The sequence below is a fragment of the Flavobacterium sp. N2038 genome (assembly GCF_025947185.1).
Lineage (GTDB): Bacteria > Bacteroidota > Bacteroidia > Flavobacteriales > Flavobacteriaceae > Flavobacterium.
Genome location: NZ_CP110001.1, coordinates 2,990,431 through 3,017,109, shown reverse-complemented (window position 1 = coordinate 3,017,109; position 26,679 = coordinate 2,990,431). Strand labels below are relative to the sequence as shown.

Genomic DNA, 26,679 nt, shown 5'->3' with positions numbered 1-26,679 from the left:
TTTGTTTTTATAAAAGGTTGCCTCGATTTTTTGAGGTAACCTTTTCTGTGTTTAACCGCAAAGTTTTTAGCCACAGATTACACAGATTAAAAGGATTTTTATCGCACTAATTCGTGAATTCGTGGCTAAAAAAAGCTTTGCGAACTTTGCGTAAACCTTAGCGCTCTTTGCGGTTAAAAATCAACTATTACTTTCAGAATAAAAATAAAGCACCAGCATTACACAATTTTCCGGGGTTCTGTTTTCAGGTACGTGCGGAAGTCTTCCGTTAAAACATAAAGAATCGCCTTCGTTTACCGTTACTTCTACATCATCAATAATATAGGTTACACTTCCTTTGATGATATATTTAAATTCCCAGGCATCTGTAATTACTTTTTCGCGTTTACTATCCGGTTCTACTTCAAGAATTACCGCTTCAAAACCAATAGAATTAATACTTTTGCTAAAGATATGATAGTAGTTAAACCCTTTTGTTTCAGATCGGTCTTCTTTTTCTATTTTTTGATAATCTTCTTTTTTAATATGGATATATTTAGAATTTTTGATGTTTTTTACCCCTTCAAAAAAATAAGTAACATCAGTCTCTAAGGAATGTATAAGTTCAATTAAAACCGGTAAAGAAGGAATAGTTCTGCCATTTTCAATTCTTGAAATCAGTCCGTTGCTTACGCCGGCTCTGTTGGCAACTTCATGTATAGTTAAGGCATTTTTCTTTCTAATTTCTTTTAATCTTTTCCCGATACCAATTAAAAAATCTTCCATAATTTAAAATTCACTTTAAATGGTAAATATAATACAATTAAGAAGAAAACTTTTTAATGCAGGAGAAAGAAGAGGCTCATAAACATAAAAAAATCAATAGAAATATTCTTTAGCAAAGGATTAGAATCTCTATTTAATTCCTTTTTTAATTTCAAGCTGTACCTTAAAATAATAATTGAATTTAAAGTTGAAAGGGAAGGAGCCTTATTTTTTTGTTGGCAGAAAATAAAGAAAATAACTACTAAAACTATTAAAATGTTTGTCATGGCAGTATTTTTTATTAAAACAAACTCAGGTGTAAATCTTTTAAATGAAGTTATTGTTAAACAGTATTGTAAGTATTTTACAGAATTAAAATCGTATCTTTCTGGTGATTTCATGTGCTATAAAAAAAAGTTAAAAACATTCTCATTTTTGAAATGGCACAATTAATGCAAGCAAAAAAACATTGAATAATCAGAGTACTTATAGGTATTCTAAAAATTAAAAGAATGAAAAGATTTAAAAGTATGTATGTTTTTGTGGTAGTATTATTATCAACATTTACATACGGTCAGGAAAATTTAAAAATGTTTGTAAAAGAAAGTAAAGTGCCTTGCACAGGTGTTGCTCCTATGGAATGTCTACAGGTAAAGTATGACAAGGATAAAGACTGGCAGCTTTTTTACGACCATATTGAAGGCTTTAATTTTGAAAAAGGAAATCGATATGAGATAATGGTAACCAGAACAAAAAGACCAGAACCTATTCCGGCTGATGCGTCTGCATACCAGTATAAACTGAAAAGTGTTATCTCGAAAACACCTGTAAATACCGAAAAAGGAATTTATAACACCAAAATGATTTTAACCCAGTTAAACGGGAAAAAGATAAACAGCGGAAAAGCGTTTATCACAATTAACGACGAAACTGGTACAATAAGTGGTAAAAACGGATGTAATAACTTTAATGTAAAGTATACCAAACTTTCTGCAAAAAATCAGATCAAAACCGATTCTCCTTTTGGAACTTTAATGGCTTGTAATGATGAGAGCATGAAATTGGAAGGGGAGTTTACCAAAGCAATAAAAAACAAGACGTTTAAAATTGTAAAGAAAAATAATAAAGTACAATTTAAAAGTGTAAAAAATAAAACAATTATGGAATTTTCTATACCAACTCAAAGTGATCTTTGGAGTTTTATTGGAAAAAATAATTGGAAATTAATTATGCTTGAAAACGTAGGACAGGACTATGGCCGCGCTTCTATCAAATTTGATATTGCTGAAAAAAGAGTAAGCGGAAATACGGGCTGTAATAATTTTTCAGGTACATATTCAAACACTGATGATCATGTTGTTTTCAGTCAGATGAAAACTACTCTAATGGCATGTATTGGTGATGATTCGAATAAAACAGAACAAAAAATGCTGTCTTTCTTAAATAATAAAGACTTGCGTTTTGATGTGGCAGATCAGACCTTGAATTTTTATCTTGATGATAAACTAGTAATGATGTTTGGAGTTACAAAGTAAACCTTACTATATAAATGACAAAGCCTGACGAACCCCGTCAGGCTTTGTTGTATTATAAAAAAAGCATTATTTTTTCAGGAATTCTACCACATATTCTCCTAATCTTCCTTTTTGCATTTCCCATGATCTTATAAACTCAGAATTTAAATAATCACGTTCGAGATATATTCTTTTTTTGGTCACTAAAAACCAGTTTAAATACAGTTTTATGCCATTGGACATTATTATAGAATCATCTAAAAATTTATCTGAATCATTTAAATCCAGATTAAAAGCCGAAGGATTCAGATCTGTTATGACTGCAATACAGAACAAAAAATCAGAATCATCTTTAAATTCTTCAAAATACTTATTAAACAGAATGCTTAATTTATTCTTGCCATAAATCTCTTCCTCTTGAGAATAGCTCTTTTTTAAAAATGCATATGCAGTTAAAAACATTATTCTGACACAAAGATTTAAACGATCTGCCTGATTAAGTTTGTTTTCAATAATATTTAAGTAACGAAATAACGCTTTCCAATCATTCTCTTTTTCGTAGACGGAGACTAAATCTTGCCAATCTTCTATTATCATACACTTGGATTTAGGGTATTTAAGTGAAATTTTTCACATAGAAACGAATAAAAAACAGCTTTTAAAAACAGCTGTTTTTTATTTTTTTTGTTTGGGACAAAAAAGGTGATTATCGACGTAATGAAGGACTTTGATTTACAGTCTGGTCTAATTTTGTAACTTTTAATTTTTGCGAGGTAACTTTAATTTCGTGTTTTTCGACTTTACCGTTTTGAGTAACTTCCAGGAAATAAATTCCTGCAGCATAATTTTCTAAGCTTATTGTTTTAGAAACTTCTAAATTGTTTGTTGCAGATTCTCCGCTGTAAACTAAATTGTGTTTTTCATCAAAAATTGAGAAAGTAGATTTTTCAGTAGACTCAAGAGTAAAGCTAATTATTTTGCCATTTCCGGTTGCAATGTTCAGGATGTAATCTCCTTTTCGGTGACTGGCGTAGGTAAAAATTGTTGTTAATAGCAAGGTCATAACAAGACCTGCTTTGGTAAAATTTGTCATTTGTTAATTATTTGGTATTCAGTTTTTGAAGGCGCAAAATTACGAAAGAAATTAAATTATATGTAAGAAAAGGCTTTTTTTTGATACGTAAAATGCTGAATTATAGATTATTCACCGTTTTTGTTAAAAAATATGCATAAAACGCTATTTTTGTTATATTTTTTTGTGTTTAATAGAAAAATAATTGATTATCAATACCTTAGTAAATTGATAGGGAATTGCGGGGAAATAATAGATTGAAACAAGAAAAATCTATTGCGGAGTAAATTTATAAAGGATAAGAATTCGTTTCTTTTTAATCAATTTCAGACAATGAAATTGAGGCTACGCTCAAAGACTATGTATTAGAATATAGTTGAAAAGTTCAGATTTAATATTTATGATGGGTACAATAACTCAGGTTTTCTGCATCAAAATGAAGCAGAAAACCAAAGCAGAAAAGTTTAGCCTAAAAGTTGTATCAAATAAGAAGTGTTGTCTCTTTAAAATTATATTTCAGGACAAGATTTTATTAATCACAACTTATTGATTCTTTCGTAAATTTTAGGATCGTGTTTTTTGATCTTGATCTTCACATATTTTGATGCAGGCATATTACTATCTTTAACTACATTATTAACAGAAACTAAAACGTTGGTTTCGGGAAAATAAGTAACAGTGTTTTTCTCTGGGATTTCATAAGAAATAATGATAAATAAAGGAGCAATTCGTTCGATATTATCGTCATAATTGAATAAATCAACTTTATCACCAGCTTTAAAACCTGCTTGTTGGATATCTTTTGGGTTCATGAAGATTACCCTGCGTTCGTTTTTTACACCGCGATAGCGATCATCAAGACCATAAATTGTGGTATTAAACTGGTCGTGTGTTCGGGTGGTTGCCATCATATACTCATCATGAGCTAGTTTATTGTCTGGTATTACTGTTAAAGTAAATGGTGCACGATCACCAAAATCTTTAGTGATAAACTGTCCGTCCCGTGCAGCATTAGGCAAATAAAAACCTCCTTTTTGGCGTGCTCTTATGTTGTAATTTTCAAAACCAGGAATGCAATTTTCAATAGCATCTCTCACATTGTCGTAGCTGTCATGATAGCGCTGCCAGTCAATAACCGATTTTTTCCCTAAAGTGGCCATAGCCATTCTACAGACAATTTGCATTTCATTAATGAGATCATCTGATACTGGTGTAAGTATACCTTTTGAAGATTGTACTACGCCCATAGAGTTTTCGGTAGTAACAAACTGTATTTCACCATTAATCAAGTCAATATCGCTTCGTGACAATGTTGGTAGTATAAGTGCCTCTTGTCCATGAATTAGATGTGTGCGGTTTAATTTGGTAGAAACACAAACCGTTAGATTAAGTTTTCTTAGAGCATTAGCCGTATAATTTGTATCAGGCGTGGCAGATAAAAAATTACCTCCCATTGAGAATAACAGTTTTATCTTTTCCTCGTGCATTGCTTTAATAGCTCTGACAACGTCGTATCCGTGTTTACGTGGAGGATTAAAACCATAATAGGCCTGCAAACGATCCAGTTGTTCATTAGTAGGTTTTTCATCAATTAACATTGTTCTGTTGCCCTGAACATTACTATGCCCACGAACAGGACATACACCGGCGCCTGGTTTGCCAATACTTCCTTTCAACAACAGTATATTGAGAATTTCCCTGATCATTTCAACACCATTGGGTTGTTGTGTAAGTCCCATTCCCCAACAAACTATAATTCGTTTTCTGAAGGCTATAATTTCAGCTGCTTCATATAGTGCTTCTTTAGAAACTCCCGAAAGCTGAGCCAGATCATCAAGATTGTATTGATCAAATTGCTGAAGAAATGCATCGTAACCAGTGGTTTTTTCTTTTATAAAATCATAATCGAATACCTTGCCCGGGTTTTTCTTTTCAAATTCAATTAAAAGGATTTCGATCGCTTTTAGTAAAGCCATATCACCATTTATTTTTACAGGCAGATAAAGATCAGCCAGTTTAATGCCACTACTAAGAACACCATTAATTTCCTGCGGATTTCTAAATCCCATTAAACCCGCTTCGGGCAGGGGATTGATCGCAATAATTTTTGCTCCGTTCTTTTTACCTCTTGACAAAGCACTCAGCATTCTTGGGGCATTAGTTCCAGGGTTTTGACCAATAATTACGATTACATCGGTGTCGTAAAAATCATCCAGTGTTACTGTACCTTTACCAATTCCGATAGTGGTCCTTAACGCCGATCCTGATGTTTCGTGGCACATATTTGAGCAATCTGGCATATTGTTAGTGCCATATTCTTTTGCAAAGAGCTGATAGAGAAAAGAAGCTTCATTGCTGGTTCTTCCGGAGGTATAAAAAGCGGCCTCATCAGGAGACTCTAGTGCATTAAGATGTTGCGCAATTTTTTGAAATGCATTATCCCAGCTAATTGGTTCATAATGGGTGCCATTTTTTGGCAAATACATTGGGCTGGTCAGTCTTCCTAATTTTCCAATCTGGTAATCATCTAATGTAGCTAGGGTATAAACTGAATTTTCTTTAAAAAAATCAGGAGTTATTTTTTTTGTAGTAGCTTCCTCGGCTAATGCTTTAACTCCGTTTTCGCAATATTCGCCCAGTACAGATCGTTCATCGTCAGGATCGGGCCATGCACAACTTGGGCAATCAAAACCACCCTTCTGATTCATCTGAAACAATGCTTTTGTTCCTCGTACAATTGTTTTTTCTTCTATTAGATCACTAAAAGCTGCTACAACTCCAGGGACACCCGCTGCCCAGTTTTTTACTTTTGTTAATTTTAAGTCTAAAAGCGTATATGGGTTTTCGGCATCGGGTATTTTATTTTCTTGCCCGATATTTTTTTTAGGTTTGTCCTCTTTCATAGCTTTTCAGTTTAAATAGTGGAGTGCAGAAGTTTTAAGTAAAGTGAATTATAACGGTGTACGCCTAATTATTGCTTTTAGTTTTGATCAGTAGTTTGTATCGATACTTCATCAGAAGAATTATAGATATTAAATCTGTCTTCTTTAAGAAATCCCAAAAGGGTAATGTTGAGCTCTATGGATAATTCCAGTGCAAGGGTTGATGGAGCACCAATTGCTGCCACAACAGATATGCCTGCCATAGCAGCTTTTTGAATTAACTCGAAACTAGCTCTTCCGCTAAGAAGTAAAATATACTGATTTAATGGCAGTAGGTGAGTGTTTAATGAATTACCAATTAATTTGTCGAGAGCGTTATGCCTGCCAACATCTTCCCGTAAAAGTTTAAGATCCCCCTCAACAGAAAATAAGCCAGCTGCGTGAATCCCGCCTGTTGCAGCAAAATTATTTTGAGCCCTTTTTAATTTTTGAGGCAAATGATATAATACATCGGGTGAAATATTTAAGTTTTGTTTAGTAAGAGACTTAAAAGGGCTAACTGTTTTTATAGCTTCAATAGAACCTTTCCCACAAACCCCACAGCTTGAAGTAGTATAGAAATTACGATCTGCCTGCATCAAATGAGGAACAAAGTCTTCTATAAGTTCGACAAGAACAATGTTTTTCTTTTTTAATTTACATTCTAATTCTACATGAGATACATTTTTAACGACGTGATAAGATGAAATTATTCCTTCTGTAAATAGAAATCCTATTGCAAGTTCTTCATCATGACCGGGAGTTCTCATGGTCACAGAAATGCTTTTATGCACTCTTTGATTTATTGGCCCGTATTGAATTCTTATTTCCAACGGTTCTTCAATAGAAAGAGTATCAGATAAAGATAAACTTTTAAAACCGGTAACCTTTCTAATAGGTACTTCTTTAATGGAAACTAATTCCGGATTATTTATTTCCATAAAAGCGGATTATAAAAATTGATAGGTAAATTTAATAAAAATTTGATTGAAAGAGGTCTTTTATTTGGAGCGTATTCGTATGCAAATAAAGGCACAAATTTTATACGGCTGCAATTTCGCTTGCTTACAGAAAATACTCTATGTCGGTACTTTTGTAAAGTTTAAAAACGATGCTTCTGTGTGTTTAATTTTAAAAGATAAATTACTTTTTCCAGATATCTTCATACTCATCCGGATGTCTTTTGAATTGTGCATGAACGTAAGGGCAAAGAGGTAAAACTTTCAGATTATTGGCACGTACATAAGCTACCATCTCTTCCAATAATTTCTTTGCATAACCTTTCCCTTCACCTTCTGGTTCAATTCCAGTGTGGTATACGGTTAATAAGCCGGGTTTAATGCTTACGGTCATTTCGCCTATTTTTTTATCATCAACATAAAGATTAAAGGCGCCGTGTTTTTTTTCGTCTAATTCTAGTTTTATTGTTTCCATCTTTTTTATTAATTAATGTATCGCATTTGTAGCGTTGTTTGCATTGTAAATTTATTAAATAATGAAATAGGTATCGCTTAACCTGGATTAAGAAGTAACAATATTTGTCTCTTGCTATCGCTGTATCTCATATAGGAGATCATATTTTGCTATTTTATGAATTTATTCTCTTAATTGATTGAGAGCTCTAAAAAGTAAAATAAAAAAAAGACAGTATTAAATTACATATGGATTGATTTCTTAGCTTTGTATAAAGTACCACAAAAACTTTTTAATCATGCCAATTATTGAACAATCAGAATATAATGATCCTTCTATTATTTATCGTAATAGGCATATTTCTACTATTTATGCTGCTTTGTTTAAAAAGTTTGAAGTTCCTAACTATACAAGAGAAAAGCAGGAGTTAAACGATGGAGATTTTATCAATATTGATTTTGTTATAGGTGATCCCAAAAAAGCAGTTATTCTTTGCCATGGTTTAGAAGGCGATTCGCGCAGAACTTATAATAATAGTTGTGCGGCTTATTTTCAACAACGAGGTTTTTCTGTTTTTGCATGGAACAATCGTACTTGTGGAGGAGAAATGAACCGTCTTCCGAGATTATATCATCACGGTGCTGTTGATGATCTTGATGAAGTGGTACAGTTTGTTTTACAAAAAGGATTCAAAGAGGTTTATTTGATTGGATATTCAATGGGTGGTGTTCAGCTTTTGAATTATTTAGGCTGGACAAAAATCGATAAACGCATAAAGGCTGCCGTTTCAATTTCGGTGCCAACACATATTGCCACAAGTGCAGAGGTACTCAAACAAGGATTTAACAAGGTTTATTTAAAGAATTTTACCATTGATATTAAAAGAAAACTAAAATACAAAGCAATACAGTTTCCTGATTTTATAAATCGCGATCAGATTGATAAAATTTCTTCTTTTGATGAAGTTGATCAGTATTTTACTGCACCGCTGCATGGTTTCGCAAGTCGGGATGATTATTATCAGCGTGTTTCTCCAGAGTTTTCTCTTAAAAATATTACAACTCCGGTTTTAATTATCAATTCACTTGATGATCCTTTTTTAGGCGAAAGATGTTATCCGAGAGCTATCGCTCAGGAAAGCGAATATGTTTATCTGGAAACTCCAAAATATGGTGGACACTGTGCTTTTCCGTTGCGCAATTCGACCTATTCATATGCAGAAAAAAGAGCTTATGAGTTTTTTAAATCCTGGTAACCAGTTAATAAATAAAAGCTGGATTTCTCCAAAAACTATAAATATTTATCAGTTTCTAATTACAGTATTTAACTGTTTCCTTATAAAAACAGTTTTTATTGTTAGCACTGTGTTTAAGTATATAGAATTCTGCGGGATATTTTTTCCCGCAGATTTAGTAGATCTTGAAGATTTTTTTTAATCTTTTTTAATTCTTTATCCCGATACCTATCGGGAATAGCTTTAATTTTAAAAACATAACTTAAAAATAATAAGCTATGTTTGTTTTGAATAAGCGAAACGATTTTTGTTAGATGGAAAAACTATGTTTCTATATACTATTATTCGTTAGATGGTTTTCCTATGGTAGCTAAAATTCCACCATCAACATATACAATATGTCCGTTTACAAAGTCACTTGCTTTTGAGCTTAAAAATATAGCAGCACCTTGCAGATCATCTGGATCTCCCCAACGTCCTGCTGGCGTTCTGCCCATAATAAATTCGTTAAAAGGATGTCCGTTTACTCGAATAGGAGCGGTTTGGCTTGTGGCGAAATATCCCGGGCCAATTCCGTTAGTCTGAATATTAAATTTAGCCCATTCTGTAGCCATATTTTTGGTCAGCATTTTTAGTCCGCCTTTTGCCGATGCGTACGCACTTACAGAATCTCTTCCTAATTCGCTCATCATCGAACACATGTTTATGATTTTTCCTCCTCCGCGTTCTATCATTCCTTTTGCTACATTTTTAGAAACGATAAAAGGACCAGTTAAATCTACTTTTATTACCGCTTCAAAATCTGCGACTTCCATTTCGATTATAGGCGTTCTTTTGATGATTCCGGCATTGTTTATTAAAATATCTATTGGGCCAACTTCGGTTTCTATTTTGTTAATAGCGGCAATTACAGCAGCTTCATCGGTTACATCAAATAGATAGCCGTGTGCTTCGATTCCTTCGGCTTTGTATTCGGAAATGGCATTATCTACAGCTTCCTGCGATGAATGGTCGTTTACCACAATTTTTGCACCTGCATGCCCAAGTCCTTTGGCCATTGCCATTCCCAGACCATGAACTCCTCCTGTAATAAGCGCTGTTTTTTCCGTTAAATCAAATAAGTTAATTGACATTTTTTTTAAGTTTTTGGTTATTAATAATTGTATTATTTTGTGTTTGATGTTGAACTATTTTACATTTATAATCAAAAGATTTTGAAGTTCCTGATTAAAGTGATCTAAGTAATCCTGCCATTGTTTTGAATTGGTTATTTGGCCAGCTTTATCCCACGCTGCACCCGAATAGTACACGATTGGTTCGTTATTCTTAACTGAAGTTTTGGCCAATAACTGCTCTTTATCGACCCACATTTTATTGGCAGGAGTGCTTAATATAGAGCCTACAGCCGTAGTTCCGTCTTTTTCAGAAGCAGGTTCCCAGTAACTCATAATTCCCTGCTGCTCGTTTAAGTCTATTATACCTTGTTTTTCGCGTCTGATAATTCCAACCACAACCGGCATTGAATTGTTATCGTCGAATGTGTAGATGTTTTCGATTCGGTTTAATTGGGAACCTGCATCAAGCGAAATGATTTTTACGGCTTTAACTTTTATACCGCCGGCATTCCAGGCATCATAACTTAATTGAAAAGTAGATCGAAGCGGGCCATTGTCTAAAATTTTCCAATGATGATAATTTCCGGAATATCGGATAGTATCCTTTACAAACGGAGCCATATTTCCTGCGCCCAACGTAAATCCAACATGATAATAATCTAAACCATCGCCATGATCGATATGATAATCGTCGCGTTTGTAACGGTCGTTTAAAACTAATTTGCTGGTACGTTTTACCCAAACATCATAACCGTAGGCGTCTCCTTCGGTTTTTTCAAGTGCTTTTCCGTACGTTCTAAAGGCAATTTTATCGTTTTCCCAGGCAAAATCGTCTTTGCGTTCTGGCACATAACGGCAATAGGTTTTGGCTGTAAAGAGTTCCGGTTTTCCTTTTTGAATGAAAAGATGCAGCGAAGATTTTGCTTTAATGTCGATTTGCACCAATAGATTCTGAATAGCAGCTTGTCCGCGGTGTTCCAGCTGAAAAGGAATTTGTTTTTTTGTAATGCTGTTAATCACGACAAAATTGGCTGTATCAATTTGTGGGAAGGAGGAAAGCACCGTTTTCCATTTTATGGCTACTACCGATTCTTTTCGGCTAACGACTGAATTGTTTTGAATGGTAATAGTTGCTTTTGTTTGTGCCAAAGTGGCTAAAGGCAAAACAAAAGCGAGTAAAAAGTGAAGTTTCATTAATTTCATGACGTGCAATAATTGTTGTTTTTTAATGTAATTTTTCTCGAAATCCGCTCAAAAAAGGCATAGTTGTGGCTTTCCCGGTGCCAAATGTGTTTTGCATTTGTACGAGTTAAGACTTTTCAGAATAAGAAATCAGGATCGTTAATAGTCCTTTAAAGACTTGTTTTTAAAAGATTTTCATGGGAAGGCAATGTGGTTTTTTCATTGTATTTAGTTTGTGTAGTTTTACTTTTTATTCTTCTTTTGGTTCATCAGTTCTCGCTAAGTATTCGCTTGGCATACAGCCATAATGCTGTTTGAATGCAGTCGAGAAATACGATGGCGAATTGAAGCCGCACATATACGTGATTTGCGCAATCGTATAGCGTTTGCTTTGCATGAGTTCGACTGCTTTTTTAAAGCGTATTCTTTTGATGAAATCCATTGCAGATTCGCCTGTTATGGCCTTTAATTTCAAGTAAAGGTTGGAGCGGCTCATCCCGATTTCTTTGCTGAACTGATCTACCGAAAATTCAGAATCGGCGAGGTGATCTTCGACAATCTGAATGGCTTGTTTTAGAAATTCTTCATCAAGAGTATTAAAGGCAATATTCTCCGGAACCATTTCTTTGCCCACCGAATAATATTCTTTTAATCGTTTACGGGAACGAAGCAGATTTGTAATTTTTGCAGCTAATAACGGAGTTGAAAATGGTTTTGTGATATAATCGTCGGCACCCATTTCAAGACCTTTTATCTGCTGGCTGGTTTCATTTCGCGCCGTTAAGAGCATTAACGGAATATGCGATGTATTGATGTTCTGTTTTACCTTTTTGCAAAAATGCAAGCCGTCAAGCTCCGGCATCATTACATCGCTTATAATAAGATCAAAAGGCTGTATTTCTAAAAGATCCAGCGCCATTTGGCCATTGTAAGCTGTAGTAACTTCGTATATTTTGCTGAAATAATCCTGCAGATAATCTAAAATCTCTTTATTATCATCTACAATAAGCAGTTTAACAGGCTGATCTCTTTCGATAATTTCATTTTCTTCCTCTAATGCAGCATCTTCATCAAGCTCATTATCTGATATAATAGACAATTCGTATAAGGAACTTTCTATTTGCTGGTCGTTTTTATAAGCCTGATCTAAAGTTGGAATTATTACGGTAAAAGTGCTTCCTTTTTCCTGTGCGCTTTCGGCAGTAATCTCGCCATGATGCAGTTCTACCAAACGTTTTGTAAAGGCTAAACCAACACCGGAACCCAGATTCATCTCGCGATTGTTTACCTGATAAAAACGATCAAAAACTTTTGATAGATCTTCTTCGCTAATTCCGACACCCGTGTCAGCGACCTTTATTTGTACCGTATCATTTTTCTTTATTAACTCAACATGAATGCTTTGGCCGGTTTTGGTATACTTAAAGGCGTTGGATAAAAGATTAAACAGGATTTTTTCCATCGCATCTTTATCAAAATAAAACAGCAGCTGCGGTTCTTCTGAATGATAAGAATACTGAATGCCGTTTTTCTCTGAAAGTGGTTTAAACGATTCAAAAATTTCTTTGGTAAAACCTACAATGTCGCCTTTGCCTACTTTAAGCTGACGGGTTCCCATTTCGGTTTTTCTAAACTCAAATAATTGATCGACTAAGTTGTAAAGTCTTTTTGCGTTGATAAACATTAATTCATGTTTCTTTTTCGAAATTTTATCAGCAAAAGGCATTTTTAATAATTCTTCTAAAGGAGCTAAAATCAAGGTTAAAGGCGTTCTTAATTCATGTGATACATTAGTAAAGAAATCCATTTTAATCTGGTTGATATAGCTTACTCTTTCTTTGTCTATACGCTCCAGTTTTAACTGCTGAACGGCGTTTATTCTTTCTTTTATAATTTTAAAACCAATATATCCGGCTGTACCAATAATGGTTAAAAGCAATAAAGAAAACCAGATGGTTTTGTACCAAGGCGGTAAAATCACAATTTTTAAATTTCTAATGGCGCTGGTTTCTCCATTTGGCCCAATTGCCTTAATCTGGAAATTGTATTTTCCGGCTGGTAGATTACTGTAACTTACTTTGAGTTCATCTGTTCTCTGCCAGTCTTTGTCAATTCCTTCTAACTTATAATAATAGTAAGTTCTGTTTGACGAAATGTAGTTGAAAGTATTAAAAAAGATACTGAACTGCTTGTATTCCGGGCCAATTTCAAGCTCATTTACCTGATCGATATGTTCTTCAAGAATGCCTGTTTCATCCTCAACAGCAACATTTTTGTTTAAAACTTCTAAAGCCGTAAAACTTAATTTTAAAGGAAGCGGCTGTTGTTTTATCAGCGACGGATAGAAGTAGGAGATTCCTTTGATACCGCCAAAAAGCAGCATGCCGTCTTTTGCTTTATAAAAAGCATAATCATTAAATTGTTTGTTCTGTAAGCCGTCACTTTCGTCAAAAGTCTGAACAGATCCTTTGTCGGGATTAAATTTGATTAGTCCGCTGTTGGTTGAAATCCACAGATTTCCATCATCATCCGGAACAATTCCGTAAATGGTTTCTTTAACAAAGTCTTTTCCGGCTTTAAAAACAATGAAGGATTCCTGGGTTTCATCATACAATCGTAAACCTTCTCTTGTGCCGAGCCAAATACGGTGTTTTGCATCTTCGGTAATACAATTTACAATATCGTCGCTTAATTTCCCGTGTCCGATGTTTCCAAATAACTGCGTATCCGGATAAAAAAGCGTTACACCATTTGTAGTTCCAATCCAGATTCGGTTTTTGCTGTCTTCAAACAAAAACGTAATATCGTCAGAAGTCAATCGTTTTCCGGCTTTATCTAAATGAATGTGTGTAAAGGTTTTAGTTTCCGGATGAAACTGATCTAATCCTGATCTTGTGCCCACCCAAATTCGGCCTTTAGAATCTTTTAATAAGCTGTAAACCAAATCTCCGGCAATTGTGTTTGGATTATTTTCGTCATGGCGAAAGCGCTGTACAGAACCGCTGTTGGGATTCAATAAATTCATTCCGCCGTTGTGTGTACCAATTAAGACATTGCCGTTGTCATCAAATGCAATCGCCTTGATATTGTTAGAACTTAAGCTGTTTGGATTATTCTCGCTGTTGGAATAATAGGTAATCGTATTGGCATTTTTGTTCCAGTAATTCAGCCCTTTATCGTTGCTTCCAATCCAGAAATTTCCTTTTGCATCTTGTTTGATAACACCAATTACTTCATCATTTAAAGACGGCTTCCCTGAGTTTTGACTCAGCAAATTAAACTTAATATCGTTTTTATGATAGTAATTTAAACCGCCATAATATGTTCCAAGCCAAATTCCGTTTTGTTTGTCTTTAAAAAAACAGCGAACCGAGTTTTGGCTAATCGTATAAGGCTGTGATATTTGATGGTAATAATTGGTAAACGAATTATTCTTTGGATTAAAAATAGTCAATCCTCTAAAAGTTCCCATCCAGATATTTCCTTCGGTATCTTTTCCTATGCATCTAATATTATTATCGGCAATACTGTTGGTTCCAGAGCTGTGAAGCAGGGAAGAAGTCTGTCTGTTTTGCGCATTATATTGTATTACGCCTTCGCCTTCGGTGGCCACCCATAATTTTTTGCCCTCAACATAAACATCATTGATATAAGGCTTTTTTGCTCCTAAATTTATTTTTATCAGTTGACGCGTATTTTGGTTGAGTTTAAAAAGACCAACATCGGTTCCTAAAATAATTTGTTGCTGCCAAAGCCCGATGTAAGCTATTTTTTTAATTTCATGCGAAGAGGCATTGAACTTTACAGCCGTAAATTTTTCCTCTTTTGGATTCAGTACAAAAACATCACCTGCAATAGAACTTGCCCAAATTCTGTGCTGTTTGTCCTCGGTTATAGAAGAGATGTACCACTCGCCAATATTTCGCGGTAACGGATAATTGGTAAAACTATCGGTGTTGTAATTGTAAACGCTGATGCCTTGATTACCGCCTACCCATAATTGTCCTTTATGATCTGTAAATAAACTGCGTATGTAGTACGACTGCAAGCTATTTTTTATGTTCTTTATTGGGCGATATACTTTAAAACCTTTGCTGTCATAACGATTTAATCCATCCTGAGTTCCTATCCAGATAAAGCCCAGTGTATCCTGCTGAATGGCAAAAACAGAACTTTGCGACAAGCCTTTATCTACCGAAATATTTCGGAAATATCGATCCTGAACTTGTGCGTGACTTTTTATTGTAAAAAAGACAGTGAACAAAAGGGCTGCTATAGCAATCTTTTTTCTCATATTTTATTAAACTAAATCTCGGTATTCATCCTGCAAGGTTTTTCAAACCTTGCAGGAAGTAAAACAATGCTCTAAATTAAAGAAAAAGCAAGCATCTTCTATTTTTTAATTTTTGTCGTATTTGGCAACATCCGGTAATTCGTCTACGGCCTCTTGCTGTTTCACTTTATTGTTTTCTATTTGTAACAATACAGAACTTCCTGTAATTTTAGGCGAATAGGTTTTTCCTTCAAATTTTACAGGCAGATTTCCATAGCTGAATAATGATTTTAGGGTTTTACCCGAAACTTGTAAAGCAGCCGTTTTTTCTCCGTCTAACTGCGCCTGAATATTCCATTCTCCAACTTGTAAATTAGCTAAACCATTCTTGTTTGAAATAGTTTTGATGACTTCTGTTTTGCCGTCTTTAATTTGAATAATGGTTAAGAATCTAAATTTTTGTTTGGGTTCAGAAGTGATTCCGGCGTGCCATTGGTCTTTGAATTCTTTGATCTGGCCTTCGTCATTCGTTACTTTGTTCCAGTTCACCGCAGCTTCGTAAAACTGATTGTGAACTGCCATATTTAAAGGGGTATTAGCAAAAACGCTCGCATTTACATTTCCTAAATCGGTTTGTACGGTAAAGTTTTGTTGTTTGGCTTTCGCCGAATTTTCTCCTTTGATGGTGTAATACGGACAATGAAATTGAGTAGCCCATTTTACCGGAGTTTTAGCTTCTAACTCATCATACAAAACAATATAACCGCCTTCTAATTGTAACATATGTCTGCGGTACAGCGTTACACCAGATTCTCCGTAACCATTTGCTTTGCTTGGCACGACATTAATTTGTTTGAATCGGTTTAACCAGAAGTCACTTTTTATTTCTCCATAAGCATTACTGGCATCGCCCAAAGCATATTGAATGTGTTTCCCTGAAATGGCTCTCGGAATCCATCCGTAACCTTCTTCACCAATTTTCTGATTTAAACTATCGGCTAAAATGGTGTTGTAAGCTTTTGATGATCTGTAGAACAAAAGATTATGTTTGTCGCTGAAATTGCTGTAATAACCTGTTCCGCCAAAGATTACTTTGCCTTTATAATTAACAGTAAAAGCATTCTGAGACGCATGTCCATGTCCGGAAGAACCAAACGGACTGCTGAATAAATAACTGCTTAAAGTTTTATCGGCTTTAGCCAAATCTTCGTGCATGGCAACTACACCAACATCGCCAAATTTGCGGGTTTTTGGTAAATTCTCCGGCGAAGTTACAGGCATGTTTCTATTGGGTTTATAGTTTAATAATCTAAAGAACAGAAAATCATCTGTGCCGTGATAATAAGATGGATAATCTCTTTTTATTTCGTTTACGTACCAGTTTAAATACGGATTGTTCATTTTGTAGGTCAAGGCATCGGCAAACCAGGCTTCTCCTTTTACGATATACGGAATATTCTCCCACATATCGCCAATTGCGGTACTTGCCGCTCCGTTTGGATGTGTGTATAACATATAAAACGGCAGATTTTCCATCCACGGTAATTTAAAATAATCGACTCTGCTAAAATCGCCAAACATTTGCGATAAGTAAATGATCGATTTAAAGTTAACTCTGAAATAGCCATTTCCTTCATGCCAGCCGCCATCTGTAGTGCCTAAAACCGGAAAACGTGCCGACCAGACTTCATACATGTAGGTCAGCCATTCTTTGGCTTCGGGAACATCATTGATTACGGCAACGGTTGCAATTGCAAGATTTCTTAAAGTAATCTGCCAAACGTGGTTATCGCTTACATGCAGTTCAAAACGGTTAGGCAAATGATTGTAAACTCTTTTTGCTCTAATGGTAATTATGTTTTTAAATATCTCTTTTTCCTGTGGCGTCAGGAATTGATATCCTGCATCATAAAACCAGCCTAAGGCTTCAAGCACGGCTCCGCTTGTAAAATCATCACCAGTTGCTAATCCGTCTGGATTCATGGCTGCAAGGTTTAAGGCTCTGCGTTTGGCATCCTGAATGAAACGTTCGTCTTTAGTAAGCTGATATGCAATGCATAAATTGCGAACCGGATTACCAACGGCATCACCAAAACCATGATACATTCTTTCTATAATGATCTTTTTTTCTAGTTTGTTTTTGCCCGTAGTATCAATTACTCTTTGCGGTTTTTCGGTTGGAAGCGGGGCCAGCATTAGTTTTTCCGCGAAAGCGATAAACTTTTTCGCTTCGGGATTATCGAGATTGTTTTTGTAAAAATCTTCGCCAATACGATTCATATCCCATAAAAGCGGATGCGATCCTTCGTTGCGTTTTAAAACTTCGCTTACTGGCGGTGACACTTTTTCGTTTACATATTTAGCATCGACTACAAAATCATAAACCGGAGACCAGGTCCATTGAGTACTGCCTTTTAAAGCGTAACCGTATTTCCAGTACCATTTTCCGGGTTTTAAGGCTTGATGAAGCGGATAAACAGCCCAGCGTTGTTCTGTACTGGCAATTAAATCTTTACTGAAATTGGTATCGCCTGCGAGCATCACTTTATAGCGGACATTGCCAATATTGGGATCTTCGGGTACTTCGCTGCCGCTTTCCATTGGTTTAACCATGTCTTTGCCATTTGTTGCAGGCCAAAGGAGGGAAGGAGCATTGGTAGGAACCGTAATTCCGTTTACAGGATAAGGCCATTCTCGGACTCTTGAATGCAGTTTTTCTGCGGTCAGTTTTATTATGGCCGATTGCTGGCTGAAAACCGAAACAGCGGTGAATGATAAAAATAAGGCAATTATATTTTTCATGAATTTTTTCTTTAACCAAATTATAATTCTGATACGAAAGGATCTCCGTTCTTTTTGCACCATTGTTTTAAATAAAGGCGCAGGGCATTTAATTGTTTTTTATAGGATGAGTTTACCGCCAGATTGGTAATTTCTCCGGGATCTTTTGTGAGATCAAAAAGCTGTTCTTTTAAATCTCCTTTGTTGTATACGATATATTTATAATCTTTCGTAATTACGGCACGTCCGCTAATGTTTAAGAGTTCTTCGTTATCAGCAAAATCGGTTTCGATTACAAGCGTATCACGAAGATTTTGATTTGGGTTTTCAATTTTTTTACTGATGTCGATTCCTTTTAGATAGGCGGGTTTTGGTACTCCGATAAATCCGCAGATTGTTGGGATAATATCGATGCCGTTGCAAACCAGCATATCATCGGTTCGGGGTTTCCATTCGCCAATTTTTGAAATGATAAAAGGTATTTTGGTCGATTCTTCGTATAATATTTGCTTTTGATTCCAACTATGTCCTGCATAACCATCGCCGTGATCTGCGGTAAAAATAACGATGGTGTTTTTTTCGATATTATATTTTTTTAAAGATGCCAAAACCATTTCGATATAACTGTCTACTTTTTCAACTAACCGATTATAAGCCCATCGATATTGGCGCCATTGATCTGGTGTCCAGTTAACGGTAGGATAGGTTCTGAAACTTACTTTTTGCTGTTCGCGTACAATTTTGGGTTCGTAATCTGGAATTTTCCAATTAGCGGGCAACAGCGGACATTGATCTGCAGGAGGTGCTTTTTCCAGAACATCCATTTTTAAATCTTCACCGCGTGCCCATTCGCAAATGTCATGCGGATTTAAAAAAGATGCCACTAATAAAAAGGGTGTGTTTTTATTCTCTTTGATAAAACGAGCACAGAATGATGGTGTTGCAGCATCGTTATAATCCTGAAAGCTGGTGTTTTCGATGTATTCAAAACCATGCTGGCTTTTTTTGGAAGTAGGAACGGGTAAATGCCATTTGCCTACATAACCGGTTTTGTAACCTCCGTTTTGGAGAATTTTTCCCATCATTAAAATATCATCCGGCCATTGACCGTCTTTTTCGGGTGCGTTTCCTATAAAACCGGTTTCATAAGGCATTTTGCCACTCATGATAGAGGCGCGTGATGGTGTACACAAAGGCTGTGCGCAATAGGCTTTGGTAAACCGAACTCCGTTTTGTGCCAATTTATCCATTGCGGGTGTATGCAGATTTTTATTTCCTGCAATACTCATGGCATCAGCCGTTTGTTGATCGGTCATGATGATTAGAATATTAGGACGGTCAGCAGCTTGGGCATTCCCTAAAAAAGGAATGTGCAATACCATGAAAAGCCATATAAAAAATATGTTTTTTTGAAACATGATCTTTAAGATTATAATTTGTTTTGTGAACGCTCTGAATTACAAAACGAATTTAATGATCAATGTTATAAGAAGGTTTTGAATTTGTGCAAAATGATATTAAAATTATCTAAAAGCCTTTAATTATTGCAATTCGTGAGGATTTGACTGTGTATTTAACCGCAATCCCGATAGCTATCGGGAGCTAAGGTATACGCAAAGGGCGCGAAGTTTTTTTCTCGCAAAGCTGCGAAGTTTTTTTCACGCAGATTTAGCAGATTTAGCAGATTTTTTTTTTCGCATTAGATTCGTGAATTAGTGGCGAATTTAACCGCAAAGGACGCAAAGTTTTTTAGCCACAGATTAAAGGATTAAATTGATTAAAAAATCTGCTAAATCTGCGTGAAACAAAAAAATGCGGCTTTGCGAGATTAATTTTGAAGCAAAGTTATATTACAATGCGTATTCAGTCTTTTTAAATTTTTGGAAGGCATTCGCGCAAGCGCCTAATAAACCGGCTTTATTTCCTAAGCTTGCGGCTACGATTTTTGTGTTGGAAAATGAAACCGGAATTGCGGTCTTTTTTACCCGGTTTGTTAATTCATCTATGTAGAACTGGCCTGCTTCGCTGATGCCACCGCCAATTATTACTTTCTGCGGACTGAATATGTTTACGCAATTTACGATTCCGGCCGCTAAATAATCGAAGTGATGCAGCATTGCATTTACTGCATGGTCTTCACCTGCAAGATATTTTTCGATGATGGTTTTTCCGTCGATATGTTCGTCGGCTGCTTTATTTTGAGTTTTGTAGTATTCGATTAAGGCTGTAACCGAAGCATAACTTTCTAAACAGCCGCGTCCGCCGCAAGCACATTGAATTCCGTTTTGCTGAATCACGGTGTGACCTAATTCGGCGCCGCGATTTTTGTAACCGCCAAAAAGTTTTTTATTGATCATGATGGCTCCGCCAATTCCGGTTCCGATAGTTAGAAAAATAGCGTCCTCACTGTCTTTAGCTGCGCCGTAGATTACTTCGGCAAGTCCCATTAAGTTGGCATCGTTATCAATTACGATATTGTGTCCGGTTCGATCATTTAGAATTTTCCCTAATGGTAATTGTTCAAAACCGGGAAGATTAACCCCGCCGCCCACGATTACATCATTTTCGATGAGTCCCGGAAAACCAATTCCGATGCCCACAATAGGTTCGTTTAATTGATCTGTGCATTGTGTAATAGCCTTAACTATTAAATTTATGATTTCTTCTTCTGTTTTTGCCTCCTTGAGAGATACTAAAAAAGAAAACAGGATTTCTCCAAGTTCATTAACAACACCGCATTTGAGTGAAGTTCCACCAATATCGATTCCAATTGCGTATGATTTTGATATTTGTGTGTCGTTTAAGGTATTCATAATGCTGATTTTATGATTATTTTATCTTCTGTTAGAAACAATTAATGCAGAACGGCAAGTTCTGCATTAATGTCCAAAAATCAGGTAATTTTCTAAAAAAAATAACGCCTTATTTTAATCTGATTTATATTATGACTTAGGTTTATTTAAAGATTTGGCAAAATCTCTCCATATTTGAAACTGTTCCGGAGTGAGGATTGCTTTTTCTTTTGTTGTTATTTCCTTTTTCCAGGCTTCAAGTTTCTCTTGTCTTTGATCGTAAAATAAGGCTGAATCGTCTTTAATTGCTTTTTGGCCTTTGCCATTCTCGGCAATTAAATCGTGCATTTTTTGTCGGTTTGCAGGACTTAATTTCATAACCGTAAAAATAGAATCTCTTAGGGTTTTCATGTCTTTCGGTTTGTTTTGTGCAAACGATGCCGAAGCCATTAGAATCAAGCTGCATACTAATACTATCTTTTTCATAATTTTAGTTTTATACTTTTAATACTTCGGGTTTTGACGCGTAATGTTCTTATTTACATCGGTTTCATTTTGCGGATAAGGATATAATTCATGTTTCCCTGTCACAAAATTGGTAATCGACGGATAGAAATAAGTAGAGCGAATTGCTTTTACGGCAGTATTGGTCTCGGTTAATTTATCGGCTAAAATTCCCCATCTTATTAAATCGGCTCTTCGCATACCTTCAAAAGAAAGTTCCCAGGCTCTTTCCTGCTGTAAGGCTTTCAGGAAACTGTTTTTGTCTAAACCTGTTGTTAAATTCATTTCTGCTGCGGTTGGTTTAGTTAATAATCTTGCTGTTGCAGTTGCTCCGGTACCTTTTCCGTCTGTGCTGGTAATGGTTACAGTTGGGACAGAAGTATAACCGTCGCCGGAACGCAGCATTCCTATTGTTCCAATTCCACCGCTGGCAAGTGTTACTACTGCCGCTGCTGCATCACTGCCGCCACCGCCTGTAATTTGTATCACAACGCTGGCTGCATTTGTATATCCTGTGCCTTTGGTTTTTAAATCAATAGCAATTCTGCTTCCCGGAATGTCAGCGCCAAAAGCTCTTTTTCTAACCTGATTAATAGCATCATAAGCGATGGCATTTGGACCTTCGTTTAATTCATTTTCTACTTCGGCACGCATTAAGAGTAAATCAGAATAACGCATGATTACCCAATTAATGTGTGTATAAACACGTTCTGCAGTTGCATTGGTTTGGTATTCACGGCTCCATTTTGCAACGGTCCATCTTTCGTCCTGATTGGTCGTTAAAAGCGGTAATTTGTTTCCGAGATTATTGATAGAGTAGGTTGCTATAGAAAAATCTCTACGTTGATCTGCGGTATTGTAACTGTTGTAAAATGGTTTTGGAACTAAACATCTGGAGATATTCGAAGGATAAACTCCGTTTGCAGTTGCCGGACCGTTAAAATTTCCTACCCATGATGCATTGCCTAAAGTTCCTGCAGGATTGTAAAAAGCAACCTGAAAAATGTTTTCTGTTGGCTCTAATACATGCTGACATTGGTTTTTGAATACTTTAGAATAAGATGGATTTAGTTTATACGGATTTTGTGCCATTACATCATTAATCTCTTTTTGTGCCAATTGATAAAATTCTTTGTAATTGGCAGGGCGTTTTATTGTTCCGTCTGCTTGTAAAGAATAACCTCCTGCAAATAAAGCAACTCTGGCCAGCATTGCTTTTGCTCCCCATTTGTTAATACGCTCGTCTGCAGGTATTTGTTCAGGTAAAAGAAGAGCAGCTTCCTGCATGTCTTTTATAATCTGTTTGTAAATTTCCATTCGATCTATCAAACCCACTTTTAAGTTATCTCCTGATTGTGAGCTTTTGGTTTTAAAAGGTACATCGCCCCATAAACGAACCAATTCTGAATAGTAAAAACCGCGTAGGAATTTTGCTTCGCCAAGGAATTTGTTTAGCTGAAGTTTTTCAGATGGAGTTCCGTTAGAATATAAATCCATCTGCGGAATTCTTTCAATAACAACATTGGCTCTGTCAACTCCTTCATACAACTTACTCCAGGCGGTGTAAAAAGTTAAGGTTTGAGAAATTCCCTGATAATGTGCTATTGTTCTCCAGTCATCGGCACCAATTCCGGTCATTTGTTCAATATCGGTATCGGCATCAAAAATTAAAGAAATATTCCAGCCATAACTGTCCAGAGACGACATTGATTCATAAACGCCCAAGGTGGCCATGTTAGCTTCGTTTACATTCGAGAAAAAGTTCGCTGTTGTAAAATAAGAATAAGGTGTTGTTTCTAACTCTTTATCGCAGGAATTAAGGGGCAATAAGAGGCAAGCAAGACTCGCTGTAAGGATTGCTCTACGGGAAAATATATTGTTTTTCATCTTTTTAAAACTTTAAATTATAGTGAAATACTTAAGCCTGTTACAAAGGATTTACTTCTAGGATAAGCACTAAAATCTACACCTCTGGTTATGGCGTTGTTAAGCACACTTACTTCAGGATCATATCCGGAATATTTGGTAAATACATATACATTATAAGCTGTAAAATAGATTCTCAAATTAGAAATCTTCGATTTTTTCAGCCAGTCTTTTGGAAGTGTATAACCTAAACTAATGTTGTTGATTCTTAAAAACGAACCATCTTCGATAATATCGCTGTACAAACGTCCTGTGGTGTTTCCGTTAAATGCCGGATTGGTTTTGCCAACATTAAGCGCTGCTAGTTCTGCAGGATCAGTTACTCTTTGTCCCGCCGTATTTATAGTAGTCCATCTGTCGGCATAAATAGCCAGTGTATTTAAGTTGTCCAGATTAAGTCTTGAATTGTTTAATACATTGGCATTATAAATATCATTGCCTACTGTAAAATCCAGAAATACGCTAAGATCGATTCCTTTGTAAGTAAAGGTATTATTGAAGCCTCCTGTGTATTTAGGATTTGCATTTCCAATAATAGTTCTGTCTAAATCATTAATTACACCGTCTGGGGTTCCGTTTGGACCACTAATATCTTTAAACTTAATAAAGCCGGGCTGCACCACGATATTATCGCCTGCTACACCTGTTTTTAAAGTATAAGCCTTTGTTGTTGGGTTATAATCAAAATCATTTACCTGATATAAACCGTCTCTAACATATCCATACATGGTTCCAACTGGTTTTCCTACTTGTAGAATGTAATCACTTTTATCCGTGTAACTGTTGGTTATTAATGAATTTTCGCCTTCGCTTAAACTAAGCACTTTTGTTTTATTAAAGGCAAGATTCAAACTGGTATTCCATGTAAAACTGTTTGTTCTAATGTTTACTGTATTTAATGTAAACTCGATACCGCGGTTAGAAGTGGCTCCAATATTCTGAAATTGTTTCTTAAATCCTGAACTTGCCGGTACACGAGTGTTATAAAGTAAGTCTTTAGATTTATTATCGTATAATTCTGTTGTTAAAGCGATTCGTTGTTTAAAGAATCCTAGGTCAAGACCTATATTAGTCGATTTTGTTGCTTCCCATTTCAGGAATGGATTTGGAAGATTGTTTTGAAATGCTGTAATATTGGTTTGGTTGTTTAACGGATAAGAACCAGAATTAAAAATACCCAAAGCAGCATAATTAGCAATTCGGTTATTTCCTGCTTCACCATAACTCGCACGAATTTTTAAATCAGAAAATACGGGTAACTTACTCATAAAATCTTCCTGGATAATTCTCCATGCAGCCGATACGGAAGGGAAATATCCCCATTGATTTTCGGTTCCAAATTTAGATGAACCATCGGCTCTTATGCTGGCAGAGAATAAATATTTGTCTTTGTAGGCATAGTTTGTTTTGGCGAAGAAAGATAACATCTTATCATCTTCGGCAAAAGTTGTCGGAATACCTGCAATAGTTCCTAACTGTAATTTATCCCAACCTAAATTTACATTCGGAAAAGCCGAAGCCGTAGCTGTAACTCCTTCGTTATAATTGTAAATGTATTCCTGACCGGCTGTTACATCAAATTTGTGTTTTTTATTAAAAGTTTTGGCATACGTTAAAACGTTATTATAGTTTAAACGTGTTGTGGTATTGTTTGTAACACCACCATTTGCTCCACCGCTTCTGATGGCCTGAATACCATTAGAATCATTAAAATATTTGCTGTTAAGGCTTGTATCCGTATAACTTATCAAACCTTTGTAAATTAAACTTGGTGTAATATTATACTGAAGCTGTAAACTCATATTAATCGTTCTGGTAATAGCTTCTCTTTTTTGACTATCGATGGTTACCAGCGGACTTTGAAGCGTTGGTGAATCCTGATTGTCTAACGGATCAACGAATAAAGTTTTTAAATCTTCATCAGATCCTGTTTTTCCAATTGTTGGCCTGTATTGTAGTAAATTTTGTAGCATGCTTAATCTTGCATTTCCACCATCGCCGGTAGATAATCCGGTTACTTTTTGATTAGAGTAATTCACAATCGCATTTACAGAGAATTTTTTACTGATGGTATTGATTACGTTTAGTTTTGCAATGTTTTTTACTGAAGCGCTTCCTAGCATAATTCCCTGATCGTTATTTACAGAATAAAAAGCGTTGTATCTGGTATCGTTTTCGCCTCCGCTGATACTTATTTTATGATATTGGCTTTCTACGGCATTTCCAAAAACTTCATCCTGCCAGTCGATACCTTTTCGGTCTTTATATAAACCTTCTAGTTCGTCGTAAGTGCCAAAAGTGTTGGTAAATTTCTGTAGTCTTGCGTCGTCTGTTGCAGCTTCATATAATAATTGTGTGTATTGATACGGATTTAAAACCGGAAGTGTTTTGGCAATTGTTTTTATTCCGCCATAAGCATCATAGTTAATGGTTAGTTTTCCGCCCTTTGGTTTTTTGGTGGTAACCAAAACGACTCCGTTTGCACCTTGAGCACCATAAATTGAGGTAGAAGAAGCATCTTTTAAAACATCCATAGATTCAACATCCATAGGATCAATAAAACCTAAACCTCCTGTTTGCGCTACTCCGTCAACCACATACAAAGGCTCGTTGCTTTGTGTGATAGAAGTTCCGCCTCTAATTCTAAGCGATGGTTCAGCTCCTGGTGTTCCGTCAGGCATTGTAACCTGCATACCAGCAATACGACCTTGTAAAGCCTGCGCCACATTTTGCACGGGAACTTTTGCAAGTTCGGTTCCTTTTACAGAAGATACTGCGCCTGTGAGATCTTTTCGGCTTTTTGTACCGTAACCTACCACAACTACTTCATCTAGATTATTGGCATCGTCAATTAATTTGACATTAATAAGTGTTCTGTTTTTTACGTGTTCTTCTTTGGTTTTTGTTCCAATAAAAGAGAAAACCAATATGGCATTGGGCTTTACTTTAATTTGATAATTTCCATCCATAGAAGTAACGGTAGAATTTTTGGTTCCTTTTTCAGAAACGGTTGTTCCCGGCATTGGAATGCTCTGCGAATCTGTTACTACACCTTTTACGGTAATAATATCCTGCGCATACATCATTTTGCATGTTGCCAGAAGCAAGAATAAGTATATAGTCCTTTTCATAATTTATTTTTAGATGGGAATAAGTCTGAAGATTTATTTCCTATTGATATGATTTAAGTTGAGTCTGTATGTTGTTA

Annotated in this window: 18 protein-coding genes; 2 read left to right on the top strand and 16 right to left on the bottom strand. The window is 35.7% G+C overall.

The window, feature by feature from the left end; genetic code table 11:
* Positions 1–180: 180 nt before the first annotated feature.
* The gene (locus OLM51_RS13425; RefSeq protein ID WP_264551113.1) at positions 181–765 is read right to left on the bottom strand and encodes a helix-turn-helix domain-containing protein; all 585 of its coding nucleotides are present in this window, start codon (positions 763–765) and stop codon (positions 181–183) included.
* A gap of 53 nt (positions 766–818) precedes the next feature.
* Entirely contained in the window at positions 819–1,145 is a 327-nt protein-coding gene (locus OLM51_RS13420; RefSeq protein ID WP_264551112.1) for a hypothetical protein, read from the bottom strand.
* Between the two features lie 111 nt (positions 1,146–1,256).
* Here OLM51_RS13420 and OLM51_RS13415 point away from each other — a divergent pair, with 111 nt between their 5' ends.
* Positions 1,257–2,279 carry an META domain-containing protein gene (locus tag OLM51_RS13415; protein ID WP_264551111.1) on the top strand — a complete coding sequence of 341 codons (1,023 nt, stop codon included), beginning with the start codon at positions 1,257–1,259 and terminating at the stop codon, positions 2,277–2,279.
* Between the two features lie 66 nt (positions 2,280–2,345).
* Here the strand turns inward: OLM51_RS13415 and OLM51_RS13410 are convergent, their stop codons facing one another.
* The 5 genes from OLM51_RS13410 to OLM51_RS13390 all read right to left on the bottom strand — a co-directional run bounded on the left by OLM51_RS13410 (position 2,346) and on the right by OLM51_RS13390 (position 7,685).
* Positions 2,346–2,855, bottom strand: a complete 510-nt coding sequence (locus OLM51_RS13410; RefSeq protein WP_264551110.1) for a hypothetical protein — start codon at positions 2,853–2,855, stop codon at positions 2,346–2,348.
* A gap of 109 nt (positions 2,856–2,964) precedes the next feature.
* Entirely contained in the window at positions 2,965–3,351 is a 387-nt protein-coding gene (locus OLM51_RS13405; RefSeq protein WP_264551109.1) for a T9SS type A sorting domain-containing protein, read from the bottom strand.
* A gap of 515 nt (positions 3,352–3,866) precedes the next feature.
* Positions 3,867–6,233 carry an FdhF/YdeP family oxidoreductase gene (locus OLM51_RS13400; RefSeq protein ID WP_264551108.1) on the bottom strand — a complete coding sequence of 789 codons (2,367 nt, stop codon included), beginning with the start codon at positions 6,231–6,233 and terminating at the stop codon, positions 3,867–3,869.
* Between the two features lie 77 nt (positions 6,234–6,310).
* A complete protein-coding gene (gene fdhD, locus OLM51_RS13395) occupies positions 6,311–7,192 on the bottom strand; it encodes a formate dehydrogenase accessory sulfurtransferase FdhD (protein WP_264551107.1) in 882 nt (293 codons plus the stop codon).
* A 202-nt stretch (positions 7,193–7,394) separates the two neighbouring features.
* Positions 7,395–7,685 (bottom strand): GNAT family N-acetyltransferase, encoded by a 291-nt coding sequence (locus OLM51_RS13390; protein ID WP_264551106.1) that lies wholly within the window; start codon positions 7,683–7,685, stop codon positions 7,395–7,397.
* A 277-nt stretch (positions 7,686–7,962) separates the two neighbouring features.
* On the opposite strand from OLM51_RS13390, the gene OLM51_RS13385 reads away from it, so the two are divergent.
* Positions 7,963–8,919, top strand: coding sequence for a YheT family hydrolase (locus OLM51_RS13385; RefSeq protein WP_264551105.1), 957 nt, complete (start codon positions 7,963–7,965; stop codon positions 8,917–8,919).
* 320 nt (positions 8,920–9,239) lie between these two features.
* Here OLM51_RS13385 and OLM51_RS13380 read toward each other — a convergent pair whose 3' ends face one another.
* The 9 genes from OLM51_RS13380 to OLM51_RS13340 form a co-directional block, all read right to left on the bottom strand.
* Entirely contained in the window at positions 9,240–10,031 is a 792-nt protein-coding gene (locus tag OLM51_RS13380) for a gluconate 5-dehydrogenase (protein WP_264551104.1), read from the bottom strand.
* A 54-nt stretch (positions 10,032–10,085) separates the two neighbouring features.
* On the bottom strand, positions 10,086–11,216 hold the full coding sequence (locus OLM51_RS13375) for a DUF4861 domain-containing protein (protein WP_264551103.1): 1,131 nt from the start codon (positions 11,214–11,216) through the stop codon (positions 10,086–10,088).
* Positions 11,217–11,445: 229 nt separating this feature from the next.
* Positions 11,446–15,489 (bottom strand): two-component regulator propeller domain-containing protein, encoded by a 4,044-nt coding sequence (locus OLM51_RS13370; protein WP_264551102.1) that lies wholly within the window; start codon positions 15,487–15,489, stop codon positions 11,446–11,448.
* A gap of 105 nt (positions 15,490–15,594) precedes the next feature.
* Positions 15,595–18,270 (bottom strand): DUF4962 domain-containing protein, encoded by a 2,676-nt coding sequence (locus OLM51_RS13365; protein ID WP_264551101.1) that lies wholly within the window; start codon positions 18,268–18,270, stop codon positions 15,595–15,597.
* Between the two features lie 20 nt (positions 18,271–18,290).
* A complete protein-coding gene (locus OLM51_RS13360; RefSeq protein ID WP_264551100.1) occupies positions 18,291–19,631 on the bottom strand; it encodes a sulfatase in 1,341 nt (446 codons plus the stop codon).
* Between the two features lie 468 nt (positions 19,632–20,099).
* Entirely contained in the window at positions 20,100–21,062 is a 963-nt protein-coding gene (locus tag OLM51_RS13355) for an ROK family protein (protein WP_264551099.1), read from the bottom strand.
* Positions 21,063–21,191: 129 nt separating this feature from the next.
* Positions 21,192–21,527, bottom strand: coding sequence for a hypothetical protein (locus tag OLM51_RS13350; protein WP_264551098.1), 336 nt, complete (start codon positions 21,525–21,527; stop codon positions 21,192–21,194).
* Positions 21,528–21,545: 18 nt separating this feature from the next.
* Positions 21,546–23,432: a RagB/SusD family nutrient uptake outer membrane protein gene (locus OLM51_RS13345; protein WP_264551097.1), complete on the bottom strand. Its 1,887-nt coding sequence runs from the start codon at positions 23,430–23,432 to the stop codon at positions 21,546–21,548.
* Between the two features lie 17 nt (positions 23,433–23,449).
* Complete coding sequence (locus OLM51_RS13340) at positions 23,450–26,602, bottom strand: SusC/RagA family TonB-linked outer membrane protein (protein ID WP_264551096.1); 3,153 nt, start codon at positions 26,600–26,602, stop codon at positions 23,450–23,452.
* Positions 26,603–26,679 lie beyond the last annotated feature (77 nt).